General features: G+C 54.9%; 13 protein-coding genes. 11 read left to right on the forward strand and 2 right to left on the reverse strand.

Going from position 1 to position 17,183, the window contains the following annotated elements; all coding sequences use genetic code 11:
* Window positions 1–73: 73 nt before the first annotated feature.
* On the forward strand, window positions 74–439 hold the full coding sequence (locus tag EM595_RS17400; RefSeq protein WP_067435700.1) for a DUF596 domain-containing protein: 366 nt from the start codon (window positions 74–76) through the stop codon (window positions 437–439).
* A 265-nt stretch (window positions 440–704) separates the two neighbouring features.
* Here EM595_RS17400 and treR read toward each other — a convergent pair whose 3' ends face one another.
* Window positions 705–1,652: a trehalose operon repressor TreR gene (gene treR, locus EM595_RS17405; RefSeq protein ID WP_067435703.1), complete on the reverse strand. Its 948-nt coding sequence runs from the start codon at window positions 1,650–1,652 to the stop codon at window positions 705–707.
* 234 nt (window positions 1,653–1,886) lie between these two features.
* On the opposite strand from treR, the gene treB reads away from it, so the two are divergent.
* The 9 genes from treB (at window position 1,887) to EM595_RS17450 (ending at window position 12,843) form a co-directional block, all read left to right on the forward strand.
* Entirely contained in the window at window positions 1,887–3,308 is a 1,422-nt protein-coding gene (treB, locus tag EM595_RS17410; RefSeq protein WP_067435705.1) for a PTS trehalose transporter subunit IIBC, read from the forward strand.
* Between the two features lie 18 nt (window positions 3,309–3,326).
* Window positions 3,327–4,985 (forward strand): alpha,alpha-phosphotrehalase, encoded by a 1,659-nt coding sequence (gene treC, locus EM595_RS17415; protein WP_067435707.1) that lies wholly within the window; start codon window positions 3,327–3,329, stop codon window positions 4,983–4,985.
* Window positions 4,986–5,133: 148 nt separating this feature from the next.
* Window positions 5,134–6,504, forward strand: coding sequence for a glycosyltransferase family protein (locus tag EM595_RS21175; protein ID WP_067435710.1), 1,371 nt, complete (start codon window positions 5,134–5,136; stop codon window positions 6,502–6,504).
* Between the two features lie 13 nt (window positions 6,505–6,517).
* Window positions 6,518–7,795: a glycosyltransferase family 2 protein gene (locus EM595_RS21180; protein WP_067435712.1), complete on the forward strand. Its 1,278-nt coding sequence runs from the start codon at window positions 6,518–6,520 to the stop codon at window positions 7,793–7,795.
* On the forward strand, window positions 7,795–9,234 hold the full coding sequence (locus EM595_RS17430; protein WP_067435714.1) for a radical SAM protein: 1,440 nt from the start codon (window positions 7,795–7,797) through the stop codon (window positions 9,232–9,234). Before EM595_RS21180 ends, EM595_RS17430 begins: the two co-directional genes overlap by 1 nt.
* 9 nt (window positions 9,235–9,243) lie before the next feature.
* A complete protein-coding gene (locus EM595_RS17435; RefSeq protein ID WP_067435717.1) occupies window positions 9,244–10,047 on the forward strand; it encodes a hypothetical protein in 804 nt (267 codons plus the stop codon).
* 82 nt (window positions 10,048–10,129) lie between these two features.
* Window positions 10,130–11,299, forward strand: a complete 1,170-nt coding sequence (locus tag EM595_RS17440; RefSeq protein WP_067436969.1) for an MFS transporter — start codon at window positions 10,130–10,132, stop codon at window positions 11,297–11,299.
* A 53-nt stretch (window positions 11,300–11,352) separates the two neighbouring features.
* Window positions 11,353–12,153, forward strand: coding sequence for a hypothetical protein (locus EM595_RS17445; protein WP_067435719.1), 801 nt, complete (start codon window positions 11,353–11,355; stop codon window positions 12,151–12,153).
* 57 nt (window positions 12,154–12,210) lie between these two features.
* A complete protein-coding gene (locus tag EM595_RS17450) occupies window positions 12,211–12,843 on the forward strand; it encodes a glutathione S-transferase N-terminal domain-containing protein (RefSeq protein WP_067435723.1) in 633 nt (210 codons plus the stop codon).
* 30 nt (window positions 12,844–12,873) lie between these two features.
* On the opposite strand, the gene EM595_RS17455 is transcribed toward EM595_RS17450, so the two are convergent.
* Window positions 12,874–14,160 carry a methyl-accepting chemotaxis protein gene (locus tag EM595_RS17455; protein ID WP_067435726.1) on the reverse strand — a complete coding sequence of 429 codons (1,287 nt, stop codon included), beginning with the start codon at window positions 14,158–14,160 and terminating at the stop codon, window positions 12,874–12,876.
* A gap of 445 nt (window positions 14,161–14,605) precedes the next feature.
* Between EM595_RS17455 and EM595_RS17460 the strand changes: the two genes are divergently transcribed.
* On the forward strand, window positions 14,606–17,137 hold the full coding sequence (locus tag EM595_RS17460; protein ID WP_067435728.1) for an excinuclease ABC subunit UvrA: 2,532 nt from the start codon (window positions 14,606–14,608) through the stop codon (window positions 17,135–17,137).
* Window positions 17,138–17,183: the final 46 nt, after the last annotated feature.

Consider the following 17,183-nt stretch of genomic DNA (forward strand, 5'->3'; position numbering starts at 1 on the left):
GAGGACAATATTCCCCAATGAAACCGCCACGATTAATGACAATATTACTTTTTACAGCGGCTAAATTTAAACCATGATTGATATCGACGAAATAGGCTCGTCCGTTATTAAAAGCGCTTATGGCCTGTCGATGGGATCGATATGGCAGCATATTAGCGTTGAATGTGCTGATGTTCCTGATAATGACTTATTAAGAAAGAAAATCTTCTTTTGCATACTCTTTAAGTTGCTGGATGAGAAGAGAATTAAACTGGCAAACAGAGGTGTGTTGTGGTCGGGTAGCATCGAGCAGCAAATAGAGGCGATCCAGTTAGCCTGGCCGGGCAATCCGTCTCATGACGAAAATGATGATCTGGACGACTATGGCATGTGGTTTTTGGCTAAGGCACCTTGCGGCGTGGTGTGGTTATTGCCCGATGGTAACGCGATATGGACGTAAATCGATACCAACTCTGCGGCCAATACAGAGTGAAACCCGGTTCAGAGAACAGCGTCATGGGCTAATGCTTTGGCTCACTGGTTGCTCAGGCGTGAAAAAGCCCGTTGTGCCCGGCTTCATATCAGGCATTTTCGTTCTCAAGCCGCCGCCTGAACGCCTGAGTATAAAACCATCAAAACATCAGTTATTCTTAACTTTAAGATCCAGCCATAAGTGGAGTTCTCGCCAACAGCCAGCGGATAATGTCTGAAGAATGCCGGTTTTTTTATGACAGTCGAAACGGAATCACCTCGCCCTGCGGACCGCTTTCACCGCGCAGCATGGCGAATAGCAGCTGCGACGATTTCAGCCCGGCACTTTGATAACCCAACTCAACCGACGTAATGCCAGGCTCAAGAAAGGTCATCAGCGGCGTGCAGCCAATACTGCCGACTTTGATATCCCACGACTGCTCTCTGATATATTTTATCGCCCCCAACGCGATGGTATCCGTTGCGCAGATCAGGGCGCGGGTCTCTGCTGTCAGGCTGCGCTTTGCCAGGTCATAACCACTTTGATAACTGAGGTCGCCCAGCGCTGCCGAGGGCGCATAGCCGTATTTTTCACAGCACGTCAGGTAAGCCTGATAGCGTGCGCTGCCGGTGGTCTGATCGTTATTGGTGACGCCGATATAGCTCACATTTTGGTGGCCCTGATTTTTCATCTTTTCCATCAGGATGTTGACGGCGCCCGCATTATCGTAGGTTACCGAGGCAAAACCTGGAATCGCCGAGGCGATAATCACCATTTTATCCTTCCACACCTTCAGGCTTTTCTTGTTCATTTCTGAAAAGCCAAACAGGATCACCCCTTCAACATTCCGCTGCTCCAGCACATGCAGGTGGTCTTCAAGCAACTGCGGATCCAGCAGGCTCTCCATCAAAATAGCGTCATATTTTTGTGCGTAAATATCGGGAAGAATCGCGCGGACGACCTGATTTTCCGATACCGAATCCAGACGCGTAACGATCACGCCAATGATTTTTTCGCGCTGTGAGCGCAATGCCTGTGCCGATTTTGACGGCGTGTAGCCATACTGGTCGATAATGGCTTCAACATGCTGGCGCGTTGAGGCTTTGACCTTATCGCTGTTGTTAATGACCAGCGAGACAGTGGACTTTCCGACGCCACTCAGTCTGGCAATATCATTCAGGGTCAACTTTTTCTCATTCATCGCGTCACGCCTTCAAAGTGCTGTAACAGTCATTCTACCATCATCGCGCAGGGCCGTTTCGGGCATCTTTCTTAAGGTTTTCTGAACATATTTGTGATCGTTTTCAACTTTTGGAACGTTCCAGCTATCGGTTGTTTTTTTAAGCAGCTATGTTCTCACTCGCCCTGAGACAGGAATCCCCCGTTTCCGGAGAACAATGAACAACGACCCCTCTACCCGTTGCGGAAGGCAAACATGGCGATTAAGAGTAACACCCAGGATATCGATAAATTGATTGAGATGGTCGGCGGCAAGAGCAATATCGCCACCGTAACTCACTGTATTACAAGGCTACGCTTTGTACTGAACGATCCGGCAAAAGCCCGGCCAAAAGAGATCGAAACGCTGCCAATGGTCAAAGGCTGCTTTACCAACGCCGGACAGTTTCAGGTGGTAATCGGCACCGACGTCGATGACTGGTATCAGGTACTGCTGGCGCAAACCCAGCTCTCCGGCACCGACAAAGAGAGCGCCAAGCGGGTGGCGCGCCAGAACATGAAGTGGCACGAAAGCCTGATCTCCCACTTCGCGGAGATCTTCTTTCCGCTGCTGCCTGCGCTGATCAGCGGTGGCCTGATCCTCGGCTTCCGCAACCTGATTGGCGATTTGCCGCTCTACAACGACGCGCCGCTGACCGAAGCTTCGGTGGTGTGGAAAAGTATCTACGATTTCCTGTGGCTGATCGGTGAGGCGATCTTCTTCTACATTCCGGTGGGCATCTGCTGGTCGGTGGTGAAAAAAATGGGCGGCACACCGATCCTCGGCATCGTGCTGGGCATCACGCTGGTCTCACCGCAGCTGATGAACGCCTACCTGCTGGGGCAACAAATCCCCGAAGTGTGGAACTTTGGCTGGTTCACCATCGACAAAGTGGGTTATCAGTCGCAGGTCATTCCGTCGATACTGGCTGGCCTGACGCTGGCGTGGATTGAGCTGAAGCTCAAACGCATCGTGCCCGACTACCTGACGCTGGTGGTGGTGCCGGTTGTTTCGCTGCTGCTGGCGGTTTTCCTCGCGCATACCATCATTGGGCCGTTTGGTCGCGTTATCGGTAATGGTATTGCCTGGGGCGTCAGCCACCTGATGACCGGTCCGTTTGCGCCGATCGGCTCCGCGCTGTTTGGTTTCCTGTACGCGCCGCTGGTGATTACCGGCGTGCACCAGACCACGCTGGCCGTGGATCTGCAGCTGATCCAGAACCTCGGCGGCACGCCGGTGTGGCCGATTATTGCGCTCTCCAACATGGCGCAGGGTTCGGCGGTGCTGGGCATCATCTTTATGAGTAAGAAGGTCAACGAACGGGAAATTTCGGTGCCGGCCGCTATCTCCGCGTACCTTGGCGTTACCGAACCGGCGATGTACGGCATCAACATGAAGTACCGCTTCCCGATGCTCTGCGGCATGGTGGGATCGGCCGCAGCCGGGCTGATTTGCGGCTTGTCCGGCGTAATGGCTAACGGCATTGGCGTCGGCGGATTACCCGCGATTCTTTCGGTGAAAACCCAGTACTGGTCGGTGTTTGGCACGGCAATGATTGTGGCGATTGCGGTTCCGCTGATGCTCACCATGGCGATCTATAAACGCAAACATGCAGCCGGCAAACTTCTGGTTGTCTGAGTGAAAGGACATCACAACATGAGAAACGACGCGCACTGGTGGCAGAACGGGGTAATTTACCAGATCTACCCACGCAGTTTTCAGGACAGCAGCGGCAATGGCATCGGCGATATTCCTGGCATTACCCAGCGGCTGGATTATCTGCAATGGCTGGGCGTCAGTGCCATCTGGCTGACGCCGGTTTACTCCTCACCGCAGGTTGATAATGGCTATGACGTCTCCGACTATTACGCCATCGATCCGCTGTTTGGCACCATGGAAGATTTCGAGGCGCTGGTGGCTGCCGCCCATGCGCGTGACATCAGAATAGTCATGGATATGGTGTTTAACCATACCTCTACGGAACATCCCTGGTTTCAGTCTGCTGCTAACGACCGCAACAGTCCGTGGCGCAATTACTACATCTGGCGTGATGGTAAAGAGGGACGGTTGCCGAATAACTGGCACTCGAAGTTTGGTGGCAGCGCCTGGCACTGGCACGAAGAGAGTCAGCAGTATTATCTGCATTCGTTCTCGGCGCGGCAGGCCGATCTCAACTGGGAAAACCCGGACGTGCGCAACGCCCTGAAGGCGATCTGTCATTTCTGGGCGGACAAAGGCGTCGACGGACTTCGTCTGGATGTGATCAACCTGGTGTCGAAGCATCCCGATCTGCCGGACGATCATGAAGGCGATGGCCGCCGTTTTTACACCGATGGCCCATCGATTCACGATTTTCTCGAAGAGATGAGCCGGGATGTGTTCCAGCCGCGTGGCCTGATGACGGTAGGTGAGATGTCATCCACGCAGCTGGAACACTGCCAGCGCTATGCGCGTCTGGACGGCAAAGAGCTGTCGATGACCTTTAATTTTCACCATCTCAAAATAGATTATCCTGCTGGGGAAAAATGGCGGCTGGCACCGCCCGATCGGGTGGCGCTGAAGCGAATATTCTCTGAGTGGCAGTGCGGTATGCACGGCCTGGCGTGGAACGCGTTGTTCTGGTGCAATCACGATCAGCCGCGCATCGTGTCGCGTCTTGGCGACGATGGGCCATTGCGTACGGCGTCAGCGAAAATGCTGGCGATGGTGCTGCATGGCATGCAGGGCACGCCGTACATCTATCAGGGTGAAGAGATTGGCATGACCAATCCGCACTTCACCGACATTGCGCAGTACCGCGATGTCGAGAGCCTGAATATGTACAAAATCCTGCGCCTTCATCAGGAAGAGGAGGACGTATTGGCCGTGCTCGCGGCGAAATCACGCGATAACGGCAGGACGCCGGTGCAGTGGGATGCCGGAGAAAATGCCGGTTTTACCCGCGGCACAAGCTGGATTGACCTTGCGCCTAATTATCGTGAGATCAACGTGGCGCGAGAACGGGAGAATGTTGATTCAGTGCTGCACACCTATCGTCAGCTGATCGCGCTGCGTAAAAGCATGCCGATCCTGACGTGGGGGAATTATGTTGATCTGGATCCTGAATCAGAAACCTGTTGGTGCTATCAGCGCGAGGACAATGGCCACACGCTGCGGGTGATTGCCAACCTCGATAATCAGCCCATACCGCTGGCTGAGAACCACTTTTCGACAGAAGAAGGGTGGCAGCTGGTGTGTGCCAACTATAGTGATTCCGCGCAGCAGCTGACCAGCGGCCTGTTGCGGCCTTATGAATGTGTTTGGTTAAGTAAGTAAGCACGTAATCAGGGCAGGCAATCTGCCCTGATAATATGAAAATAATACCTCACTTTTATGCAGTAGCTTTATCAGCGATAAAATCGGGCTGAGTGATTTTATCATCCTTGATGTATGGCGAGTTATCCTGTTAATAAGGGGTAATATAATGCAAAGCTGTGGTAGTAAATGCGCGATATTTATTTCATTTGATGCTGTTTCTCTGTCAGGTATTACCGTTGAAGCCTCGAAGACTGCGAAGGAATTATCCCGGCAAGGTTATCGCTGCTTTCTCGATCTTGGTTATGATATCAAATTCGACAAAGGTAATTTCGCTAAGGAATATGGCTATGAACGTGATATTTACCGCGATGTCTTTACGCTGGTTCGCGTTGACGATATTTTCGATGTGCCATTTTATAATCGGGCATTTATCGAAAAAACGCAGAATGTTTTAATTAGCCAAAAAACTGTTTCTTCGGAAAAGGAAAAGGAGGCGTTAATTGCCTGTATTAATCAATCGGCACAGGCGCTGAGTGAAAAGATTCTTAACCTATGGCGCACTCTCGATATCAGCGCGGTGCTGGTGGAAAATGGCACTCTGCCTGAGAATATTATTTATACCAAAGCGCTTTATCGGGCGATTGAACACTATGGTCATGAACGCGGTTTGCATAAATATGTTATCTGGCGCGATCATGATTTGATGTGGAACAGCGAAAAGAAGGTGATGAAGTATGGCGAACCGCCGTATCCTTATGCGGTCAAGCCGGTAGCATCAGAATTTATCACCTACGTGACGCTGAATCAGGATTTGAAAGAGAAGCTGGAGAGCTGGTGCGATCATCAGGTTGAGGTCAGCGTTAAAAAGAACACCTACGATTTTACCGAAGACTTCTCAGGCACTGACCTGCGGCGTTATTTTGATATCCGCGAGCAGGACATCATCATCGCCCGCACTACGCGAATCATTGCGCAGAAACGCATCGATCGGGACATCATTCTGACGCAGCGACTCAACCGCTTATTTGAACAGAATGATATCGATAAAAAGATTTTCCTGATTATCGCCGGTGATACTGAAGAGGACGATCATCATTATCAGCATCTGCAAAAATTAGTGAAAAAGCTCGCTATCCTGCCACAGATTAAATTTATTGGCCCACTGCACCATAGCTGTATCTCACTGAGGACCGAACGCTTTACCATCGAAGATTTATATTATTCGAGCAATCTTGTCTCTTTTCTCACTTCGTGGGATTACGACAGCTACGGCAATCCCATTGGCGAGGCGATAAGTTGCCAGCGCTGTTATATCGCGAGTCGCTATGAATATTACCATGAGGTTTACGGCCAGCATGGCTTTCATGCGCCGCTGATGAATATATCGGAAGGCGATGATGGATTGCCTGATGATGATTTTATCAATGATGTGTTTGCGTTGATTAACGATCCTGCTGCCATGCAGCGTATTGCGCAGGCCAATTTTGTGCTGGGTAAACGCGTTTTGTCTAATAATGTTATTGATATATTAATCTAATCCTGGAGGAAATATGCGCGATAATATTGCCGTATCTGTTGTGCTGCCCGTATTTAATGAAAGTGCCAGAATCGATGCGGTGCTCAATTCACTTTATCATCAACAAACCCGCAATGAATTAATTACGCATGACAGCTATGAGCTGATTATTGTTGATAATAACTGCACCGATGATTCGGTAGCCAAAATCAATGCGTTCAGCCAGCAGCATCCGGCGCTGGATATTCATGTCATTGTTGAAAAAGTGCAGGGCGTCTCCTCGGCGCGTAAGCGCGGCATGGATTACGCCTCTCAGCGGGCCAGCGTGCGCGATAGCCGTCTGGGCCGGGAAAGAAAGCACTACATCGTTTCGGCGGACGCGGATTGCACGGTGGATGCTTTTTGGCTGCATGAACTCACCGCCACGATGATCGCTGAAAACGGCGATTTGGGCACCTGTAACTACTACTACGATTTTGAGCACTTTCGCCAGCGGCCCAATCTGTTCCGGGAGATTCAAAAAACGCTGCGCTGCCGCGACTTCTCTTTCAGCCTTTTTGGCGGCTTCCCGGATGGCAAGGGCTTTGCCGTTGAACGCCAGCTGTATGATCGCGTCGGCGGCATCGAGATTTTTTACCAGCTTGAGCGCGGCCGCTTCGTCGAACACCTTTCAGATGACTGGGATTTCGGCATCCGCGTGATCGCCTGGGGCGGCAAACCAGTCTATGCCCGCGAATCCTGCGTGGAGATCAACAGCCGCCGCGTCGATACCATTCTTAATGAGGTGATCAACGGCGTGGCCTATGGGCGCGACGGCATCATCATCATGAAAGATGTCAGGCCCGAAACCAGCAGCAAGAATTGTGCGCTGGTTGATACCAACGAAGCGGAGTCGCAGCAGGCCTGGTTTTATTCAATCAAAGATTACCTGCCCAAAAATATCATCTTACCGGTGCTGTTAAACCCGCAGCTGTTGCTGGAGCGTGAAGACGTGCGCCAGTTCTACAGCGGCCCGGTGGCCGACCGGCTCTACGCGCGCATTCATGAAATCAAATATGAGATGCGGATCATCGATTTCAAACCGATACACGCCTACAAAACGCCCGCCTACCGGCTCTATTTTGAATTTCGTCATGAACTGTTTGCTGCGTTGCGGCGTGCCGTTGGCGAGGACATTGGCTATCCGCCGCCGCTGCCCACCTGTTTTGATTCGGTTGCAGAAGCGGATTTCACCCGTTTTGTCGGCTACTTCTGCGAAGACCGCGAGTCCGGGGAAGCCCACAACTATTTCGCTAATGGAGGTGTATTTTGATGAACACTGAAGCGCTGGCATCACTGAACGATATCGATCCCAATTATCCTGTGCCGCAGGTGTGGGATTTCCTGTCCCGTCCCGAAAACCACCTGTTTCTGGATTATGTCTATCGCGATCCCTTCGGCTGTCACGTTTTTCCCGGCGACATCGAAGCGTACCCGCTGGCTTCCTTTTTTGCCGACATGGAGCGTGAAATCAGCGAAGCACGGCAAATCCACCTCTGGGCCTACATTCCAACCTGCCGCTATCGCTGCCATTTTTGCCAGTATCCTACGGTGATACTCAACCCGAAAGCGGCCTCCTCGCAAGAGGTGTTCCGCGATCTGGTGGATTACAACATCAAAGAAGCGACGATGTGGCTCGAAAAAGTGCCGAGCCTGGCGCAAGCGGAAATCGGCGAATTCAACATCTTCGGCGGCACGCCGTCGCTGTTGCCCGAGCCGGAGCTGCGGCGGCTGATGGCCTTTTACTATGCGCATTTTAACTTTTCAGCCGCCACCCTGCGTTTCGAAGGCGAGCCGGGCACGCTGAACCGTGAATATATCGGCGTACTCAAGGAGCTGGGCTTCAGCAAAATCAGTTTTGGTACGCAGTCGTTCAACGATCAAATCATCGCCGCCTGTGGCCGTATGCACACCGCCGATGAGTGTGAGGAAACCATCCGCAGCGCCAGAGAGCAGGGCATCGACTGGGTCAGCGTCGATCTGATCTACGGCATGCTTGGACAAACCGTCGATGACGTTAAATACGACATGGAAAAAACCCTTGAGCTGGAGCTGTCCCACGTGGTCTGCACCAAACTGCACATGGAGGAGTTCATGAAGACGCGCACCGGCGTGTCAGGTGAACGCGAAAGCCTGTGGCAGAAAAAAGGGCTGATCAACATGAACAGCATGACCTTCCCGGGGTTGGGCAAGCAGTATCAGATGCGCGAGCTGGTGGAGCGCTATCTGCATAACGGCTATCAGGAACATCCCACGATGTATTTCCATCAGAAGCATCAGGCGCCTGAAAAGTGGAAGGGGATGATCACCGATCTCGATAAGCAATATCCGGAAGTGGCCATCGGCCTCGGCGGCAGTTCAAAGTGCACCCGCTCGGAGGCGATCAACATCACCGGCTATAAAAAATACAAAGAGGCACTGGATGAAAATCGCCTGCCGATTGAGGAAAGCCGCGGCATTTCAGACGAAGCACGCGAAGTCAACGCCTTCAAAATGGCGCTCTCCACGCTGATCCCGGTTAGCGAAGCGGTATTCCGCGATCGCTTCAACGGCCGGAGCTATCTCGATAATCCGCTGATCGCCCACACGCTGAACAAGCTGCAACACAAGGGGCTGCTTAAGGTTGATACCCAGCAGGTCACGCTTACGCCACCCGGCGTCACGCTGGTTGAAGCGATCATCAACACGCAATTCACCTTTGCAGAATCATGAGGCGCAGATATGAACAAGCAGAACGATACCACGCCGGTTTTCAGCTTCTATTACATCGCCATCGATACGGAAGCGGGGATCACCGCTGAGGATTTTATAAGCTTTGTGCGTGAAAAAGGGGTGCATATTCCCTGTTATCCCGGCTGGCGCTGGACCTTGCTGCACGGCCTGCGTGGCGAACGCGCGGGGCAGTTTATGATGCTGTATGAAATCGAAAGCGCCAGCCAGCGCGATCGTTACGTGACGGCGGACGGCAACCTGACGCCGGAAGCGCACGCCTTCTGGCAGCAGCATCCGCAGGCCCAGCCGCTGATTGCGCAATGGAAAACCTTCGGCACCTTTAGCGAGCTGCCGACCATTTATACCGACTATCAGCTGTTGGCTGATAACCCTCGCAGCACGGTACCGGACGGGCCGCGCTATCAGGCGAGCTCAGAAGGCGAACCGATCGCCAGAGTCATCGGCATTCATAATCTGGCGCTGCGGCCGGGCGTCACCGCCGATGACTTTGAATCCTTTATTGCCGCCAATCATCACCGCATCGACGATTATCCCGACTGGAAGTTTCGCCTGCTGAAAGGGGTGCGCGGCAATCGCCTTGATCAATATGTGGTGCTGATGGAGATCGGCAGCCAGGCGGCGCTGGATGTGTTTTATCCGGAACCGGATCTGGCAACCGACCAGGCGGCGCAGTTTGCCAGCGCCCATCGCGATACCAAAGCGATGTACGAAGAGTGGAAGAAACTCGCCTCATTTTCAGGCTCGCCGCAGCTCTACACGGATTACCTCTCCGTGGCAGAAAGTCTGAAATAACGTGTAGAACCGGCACCGCCTGGCCAGCGCAGGCGGTGCTGATACGCACTCTCAACCCTTTGCTGTGGAATATGACGCCTTCATGACTATCAATCTGTCTGACAGAGATGTCGTCACACCGCTGCGCCAGCAGCGGGCGACACGGATGATCTTTTTTGTTGCCGGGCTGGGAATGGCCTCCTGGGCGCCGCTGATTCCGTTTGTGAAAAACCGGGTCAATGCGGATGACGCCACGCTCGGCCTGTTGCTGTTTTGTATTGCCGCCGGGGCGATGCTGATGATGCCGTTTACCAGCAGGCTGATCGCGCGCTTTAGCTATCGGTTGATCATTCTCTGCTGCTGCATCGCGCTGGCGTTGATCCTGCCGCTGCTGTTGATCGGTACCTCGTTGGGCGCACTGGCGGTGCTGCTGCTCTGTTTCGGCGCGGCGAATGGCATTCTGGATGTCACCATGAACGCACAGGCGATTGTGGTGGAGCAGGCGAGCGGGCAGGCCAACATGTCCGGTTTTCACGGCTTTTACAGCCTCGGCAGCATTGCCGGAGCGGGCGGCGTCAGCATGCTGTTAGGGGCCAGTCTGCCTCCCATAATGGCTGCTGCGCTTGTCGCGGCGGGCGTGTTGCTGCTGGCGCTGATGGCCTTTCCCCAGTTGCTGCGTCGGCGTCACGCCCATCGCGCACAACAGCAAGGCGTGCTGCAGGCGCTGTGTCAGCGCGTGGTGCTGATTGTCGCCGTTCTCTGCTTCTTTATCTTCCTGATTGAGGGCGCCATGCTCGACTGGTCGGCGATATTTATGGCCACGGAACGCGGCATGGCGCTGCATCACGCGGGTTTTGGTTTTGCGATCTATTCGATTGCCGTAGCGATCGGACGGCTCTATGGCGATCGCATCATCAACCGCATCGGCGGCACAAAGGTATTAACCGGCGGCGGCCTGCTTGCCGCGGGCGCGCTAAGCGTGCTGCTGGTGAGCACCAGCGTGCCGCTGGCGCTGGGAGCGATCTTTTTTATCGGCCTCGGGCTCGCCAATATCATCCCGCTGCTGTTCACCACCGCGGGCAACCAGCCGGAACTCTCTGCGGATGTCGCCATTCCCGCCGTTACGCTGGTCGGCTACAGCGGCCTGCTGGCTGGCCCGGCGCTGATTGGCTTCTCTGCTCACTGGGTTGGCCTCTCCGCAACCTTTGTGGCCGGTGTTTTCATCCTGCTGGCCGTGGCGCTCAGTGCGCGTCAGGTCATGGCACGGCAATAACCTTGCCGTGCGCCGATTTTCTTACTTCTCCGTTGATACGCTAAGGAACCACCATGAAAGAGTATGATCAGCCGGTATTTAGCCTGCATTACGTTGGACTGAACCTCAAAAAAGGCGTGACCGCCGAACATTTCGAGCAGTTTGTGCAAACGCGTGGCGTACAGATTCCCGCCTATCCGGGGTGGAAATGGAGCCTGTTAAAGGGGCTGCGCGGCGAGCGGGAAAACCAGTACATGATGTTGTATGAAGCGGAAAGCGCACAGCACTACGCCCGCTACGTCGATGCAAAAGGGGGAAAAACCGCGCTCGCGCACGCTTTCTGGCAGGATAACCCCGATGGGCAGGCGTTGATCACAGAATGGAAAACCTGGGCCACCTTCGGTGAATTGCCGACTATCTTCTCTTATTATTCGCTGCTGGCGGAAAACCGCCGCAGTTCGCTGCCCGCCGGGCCTAATTATCAGGCACTGCCCGGCCAGCCAGCGATCCAGCGCGTCGTCGGCATTCATAATCTGGCGCTGCATCAGGATGTTGCCGCAGCCACCTTTGATCAGTTTATCGTTGATAACGTCCATCGTATCGACGATTACCCTGGCTGGAAATTTCACATGCTCAAGGGGGAAGGCGGTAACCGGCAGGATCAGTATGCTGTAATGCTGATCATAGAAAGTATGGCATCGCTGAATGCGTTTCATCCGGAGCTGGATGTCTCGACGCCGCGTGCGCTGGCTTTTGTCGCAGAGCATCAGGAGAGCGAGCGCATGTATGAAGAGTGGCGCGCTCTGGCGTCATTCTCCGGCGCGCCGCAGCTTTACACCGATTACATCACCATTGCGGGTAACGTGACAGCGTAATCCGCCTCATCGGTGGCGTTTACCGTCACCGCTTTTTTACCGGCATGCGGAGGCACAATGTATCGGCTTTATGGCACAGAACGTTCGGGATCGGCGGCCATTGAGATGGCGCTGGCGCGTTGTCAGGCTGACTATCGTCTGGAGAACGCGAGTTCGTGGCAGGAGGGCAGCGGCAGCGAAGCGCTCAAAGCATTGAATCCGCTGATGCAGATCCCCACGCTGCTGCTGGCGGACGGGGCGGTGCTGACCGAAAGCGCAGCGATACTGATTTATCTTGGGCTGGAATATCCGCTTTCCGGTCTGCTGTCGAACGATGCCGATCTGCGTGCGCAGCAGATCCGCGGGCTGATCTTTATCAGCAGCAACTGCTATGCCGCTATTGGCGTAATCGATTATCCCGAGCGCTGGCTGGCTGCTGCCCACGACACTGCGCTGAGCGCCCTGAAAACCGGCGCCACGCAGCGACTGCATCAGCAGTGGGAGACGTTCAGCGATATCTTCAGTGCGACCGCTGCCTGGCGCCCGGACGATCCCGGCGCGCTGGAAATGCTTGCCTGTGTGGTCACGCGCTGGAGCGCAACACGACGCGAACTGCAACAAACCAGGCCCGAATTTTATGCCGCACTAACGCGCATTGATCGCCATCCAACTCTTACAGCCGTGCTGCAACGTCACTGGCCAGCGGCGTAATCGCTGCGGATTAACGCCCGCCGGCTTAACTCAGACATCCAGCCGATGGATCACACTCACAAACTGGTTCACGCCGCTGTTAATTTCCCGCAGGCTGCGCGACAGATCGCTGATTTTTTCCTGCTCAGAAACCACAAACTGCTTTATCTCATCCATTTGCTGATGCATCTGCTTGATCAGGCTGGTATTGATCTCCACGACCGAGGTGATTTTGTGCGTCGCGCTCGCCGTGGAAGCGGCCAGACGGCGCACTTCGGCGGCCACCACGCTGAAGCCGCGTCCCGCCTCACCGGCGCGGGCCGATTCAATCGCGGCATTCAGCGCCAGAATATTGGTTTGTGCGGCGATGACGTTTATTGCTTCAACCACCTCATTGATGCTTTTGGCCGACGCGTTCAGCTGCTCGCCAATCTCCGTGGCTGCACTGACCTTTAACGCCACCTGACCCGAATTGCGCACGGTTTCATCCAGCACTTCGTTGGCGTTATGGGTGATTTGCGACGTCTCTTCGGAAGTGGTCACGGCAATGTCCGCCACCCGCTTGGCGGCTTCCACGCGTGCGGTGATATCCGAGGCGATTTTGATCACTTTGCTGACGTTGCCGTCGGCGTCATAAATGGGGTTGTAGCTGGCTTCAAGCCAGATGCGTTCGCCGCTGGCTGTTTTACGTTCAAAGCGACCGACAAAATGCTGGCCGCGGGTGATCTTTTGCCAGAAGTCAGGGTTCTCGCGATAGAAATTGTCATAGCAAAACAGGCGATGGTGCTTGCCGACGATGTCAGGCAGCGCATATTGCATGTGCTTCAGGAAGTTCTCGTTGGCGGTAATGATCTCGCCAGTGTTGGTAAATTCAATCACCGCCATGGAGCGATCAAGGGCGGTGATCACCGCTTCTTTGTGCTTCAGCACGTGATGGCGTTCGGTGATGTCCGTTGCCAGCTTAATCACCTTATAGACCTGGCCTTTTTCATCGCTGACCGGGAAATAGGTGGCGCTGAGATAAAAGCGCTGATGCTGCTTACTGAAGCGCTCAAAAATGCCGGTGATCGATTCGCCGGTGGCCAGCGTGTGCCAGAAATTACTGTAAACCGTCGAGCGGGCGTAATCAGGGCTGCAAAAAAGACGGTGATGCTTGCCCTGAATGTCGCTGAGTGAATAGCCGACCAGATCCAGAAACTGTTGATTGGCACTGATAATTTCGCCATCAGGCAAAAACTCAATCCAGGCAACGTGCTGTTTGATGGCATTGATATCGTTAACCATGCTGCTGTTTTTGGAAGAGGGCAGAGAAAAGCTCGATTTTTTCACACCAAACATAGAGGACCTCGAAAAATTGCTGATGATTCAATGAGTCATTCGCATGAAAATATTTTCTGGTTACGAACGCTCACCCATCAACACCGTGCGGCACCTCCGGAAACGCGGTGAAAAACGCGCGTTCCCCGTGATAAAACCGGCGCTTTCTACTGAGCAGGACACCAAAAAACAACAAAGAATTAACCATAACGACTAAACAAGGTATCGGCAGCCCTCGCAGATATTTGAGAGTCGCGCAGCTAAATATCAGCAAAGCTTTACATTGGTCACGTTTAAGGCGGTCAGCGTGCCGGGCCACGCCATAATGTTACCTGGTTTTACAGCCGGGCAGCGTTAACCGAAGCGCAAGCTACACTGTGGGGTCACGCATTTCTGCGTCACTGCCTGACCAGGCCGTTCAGGCAGAAAATGAGAACCACGACAGATTATTTGCCACGGGAAAATTATGACAACGCGCAGCAGTAAAAAAGGTCATGCTGACCATCAACACAGCCATGATGGCAACGTCACGATAACCGGCGCCAGAACGCATAATCTGCAAGAGGTTTCACTGTCATTTCCGCGTGATGCCATGGTGGTCTTTACCGGCGTGTCAGGCTCGGGTAAATCCTCGCTGGCGTTTGACACCATTTATGCCGAAGCGCAGCAGCGCTATCTCGAATCGGTGGCGCCGCACGCTCGCCGTTTAATCGAACAGATCGCGGCACCCGATGCCGATGATATTCAGGGACTGCCACCGGCGGTGGCGCTCAAGCAGAGCCGGGGCGGCACACAGGAGCGTTCAACCGTTGGCAGCATGACGCGCATTGCGGTTAACCTGCGTCTGCTTTACTCCCGCGCGGGTAAACGCCCTGCGGATGTGCCTTTTATGACCGCCGAGGCGTTTTCGCCGAATAATCCGCAGGGCGCCTGCCCGGTTTGTCACGGCATCGGCGTAGTGCCGGAACTCAACCGCGCCGCGCTGGTGCCCGATCGCACGCTGAGCATTCGTGAAGGCGCCATCGCCGCCTGGCCCGTTGGCTGGCATGGCAAAAACCTGCGCACCATTCTTGAAATGCTCGATTACGACGTCGATGCGCCGTGGGATACCCTGCCCGAAAAGCAGCAGCAGTGGATCCTGTTTACCGACGAGCAGCCTTCAACCGGCGTTTACCCCGGCCTGAATGCCGCGCAGCGTCAGAAAGCGATCGCCGCAGGCGTCGAGCCCGATTACCGCGGCACCTACACCAGCCCGGCGAAATACGTGCTGCAAAATGTCTCGGGCGGCAAGGACTCGGTTAAAAAGCGGCTGTCCCGCTTTGTCACTATTGCGCCGTGCTCCGCCTGCCACGGCAAACGGCTCAATCCCGATGCGCTGACGGTGACTTTCGCGGGTCATGATATTGCCGCGCTGGGTGAAATGACCATTCGGCAGCTGAAATCAGTGCTGCTGCCGTACGCGGAGAAAACGTCCGCCGATCTGCCTGATGAAGCCGCGCTGCGCGAGGCGGTGATTCGGCTGACCCGCGATATTGTTGGCCGACTTGACCAGCTTGAAGCGTTAGGGCTTGGCCACCTGTCGCTGGGTCGCCGCACGACGATGCTGTCGTCGGGCGAGCTGCAGCGCATCAGGCTGGCAACCCAGATGATCTCAAAACTGTTCGGCGTGCTCTACGTGCTGGATGAGCCTTCTGCGGGCCTGCATCCAGGAGATGTTGCCGCGCTGATGCCGCCGCTGCGATCGCTGCTCGCTGCTGGCAACTCGCTGTTGATCGTCGAACACAATCTCGACGTCATCGCCGAAGCGGATTGGGTGGTGGAAGTCGGCCCCGGTCCGGGCCGCCAGGGCGGCAACGTGGTCTACAACGGTGAGCCTGCGGGCCTGAAACACATCGCCACGTCAGCCACCGCGCGCTATCTGTTTAACGAGCAGCGCCCGCCGCTGCGCGAGCACAGAGCACCGAACGCCTGGCTGAGTCTGAAAAACGTCGCCTGTAATAACCTCAACGCGCTGGACGTCGACTTCCCGCTGGCCAGCATGACCGTGATCACCGGCGTTTCAGGCTCAGGTAAGTCAACGCTGCTGACCCGGGTGATCCCTGGCCTGCTGTCGCAGATCGATAACAGCGACGTTGATGAAGAGCAGGATGATGAGGCGCTGAAGCAGAGTGTACGCGGCGAGGTGGCCGCTGGCGGTGAGGCACTGAAACGTCTGGTGAGAATCGACCAGCGACCGATAGGCCGCACGCCGCGTTCCAATCTGGCTACTTACACCGGGTTTTTCGATACCGTCAGAAAGCTATTTGCTGACACGCCGGAAGCGAAAAAGCGGGGATTTGATGCCGGACGCTTCTCGTTTAATCTGCCCGAAGGCCGCTGTCCGGTGTGCGAAGGGCAGGGCATCATCAGCATTGAATTGCTGTTTATGCCAGAGGCCAGCGCGCCCTGTACCGCCTGCGGCGGCAAGCGCTACAACGACGAGACGCTGGCGGTGAAATGGCAACATCTCAGCATCGCCGACATTCTCGCGTTGACGGTCGATGATGCCGTGGCGGTGTTTCATCACAACGAACCGATTCAGCGTTCACTGAGCGCGCTGACCGCGCTGGGCCTTGGCTATTTAACCCTGGGCCAACCGGCAACCGAACTGTCGGGCGGGGAGTGTCAGCGCATCAAGCTGGCGCGTGAGCTGCAACGCGTGCAGCGCGGCAACGGTCTTTATCTGCTGGATGAACCCTCTTCGGGGCTGCATCCGGCGGATATGGATAAGCTGGTGTTGGTGCTGGATCAGCTGATACAGCGCGGCAATACGGTGATCATGGCCGAGCATGACATGCGCATTGCGGCTGAAGCGGACTGGGTCATCGATCTTGGGCCAGGCTCGGGCGATAACGGCGGCCAGGTGGTTGCAGCCGGTTCACCGGCGCAGGTCAGCGCGTCAGCCAATAGCCGTACCGCGCCCTATCTGAAAAAGCGGCTTCACGCCCGCGAGGCATAACACATAACCCGCCCTGGCATGGGTGCCGGGGCGGGCTGCCTGTTGT

The sequence above is a fragment of the Duffyella gerundensis genome, assembly GCF_001517405.1.
Classification (GTDB): Bacteria; Pseudomonadota; Gammaproteobacteria; order Enterobacterales; family Enterobacteriaceae; genus Duffyella; species Duffyella gerundensis.

What these genes read in the sequence shown, in the direction of transcription:
- EM595_RS21175 (WP_067435710.1), top strand. Translation starts at nt 5,134, where the DNA reads ATGCAAAGCTGTGGTAGTAAATGCGCGATATTTATTTCATTTGATGCT.
- EM595_RS21180 (WP_067435712.1), top strand. Translation starts at nt 6,518, where the DNA reads ATGCGCGATAATATTGCCGTATCTGTTGTGCTGCCCGTATTTAATGAA.
- EM595_RS17435 (WP_067435717.1), top strand. Translation starts at nt 9,244, where the DNA reads ATGAACAAGCAGAACGATACCACGCCGGTTTTCAGCTTCTATTACATC.
- treB (WP_067435705.1), top strand. Translation starts at nt 1,887, where the DNA reads ATGGCGATTAAGAGTAACACCCAGGATATCGATAAATTGATTGAGATG.
- EM595_RS17460 (WP_067435728.1), top strand. Translation starts at nt 14,606, where the DNA reads ATGACAACGCGCAGCAGTAAAAAAGGTCATGCTGACCATCAACACAGC.
- EM595_RS17430 (WP_067435714.1), top strand. Translation starts at nt 7,795, where the DNA reads ATGAACACTGAAGCGCTGGCATCACTGAACGATATCGATCCCAATTAT.
- EM595_RS17400 (WP_067435700.1), top strand. Translation starts at nt 74, where the DNA reads ATGATTGATATCGACGAAATAGGCTCGTCCGTTATTAAAAGCGCTTAT.
- EM595_RS17445 (WP_067435719.1), top strand. Translation starts at nt 11,353, where the DNA reads ATGAAAGAGTATGATCAGCCGGTATTTAGCCTGCATTACGTTGGACTG.
- EM595_RS17440 (WP_067436969.1), top strand. Translation starts at nt 10,130, where the DNA reads ATGACTATCAATCTGTCTGACAGAGATGTCGTCACACCGCTGCGCCAG.
- EM595_RS17450 (WP_067435723.1), top strand. Translation starts at nt 12,211, where the DNA reads ATGTATCGGCTTTATGGCACAGAACGTTCGGGATCGGCGGCCATTGAG.
- treC (WP_067435707.1), top strand. Translation starts at nt 3,327, where the DNA reads ATGAGAAACGACGCGCACTGGTGGCAGAACGGGGTAATTTACCAGATC.
- EM595_RS17455 (WP_067435726.1), bottom strand. Translation starts at nt 14,160, where the DNA reads ATGTTTGGTGTGAAAAAATCGAGCTTTTCTCTGCCCTCTTCCAAAAAC.
- treR (WP_067435703.1), bottom strand. Translation starts at nt 1,652, where the DNA reads ATGAATGAGAAAAAGTTGACCCTGAATGATATTGCCAGACTGAGTGGC.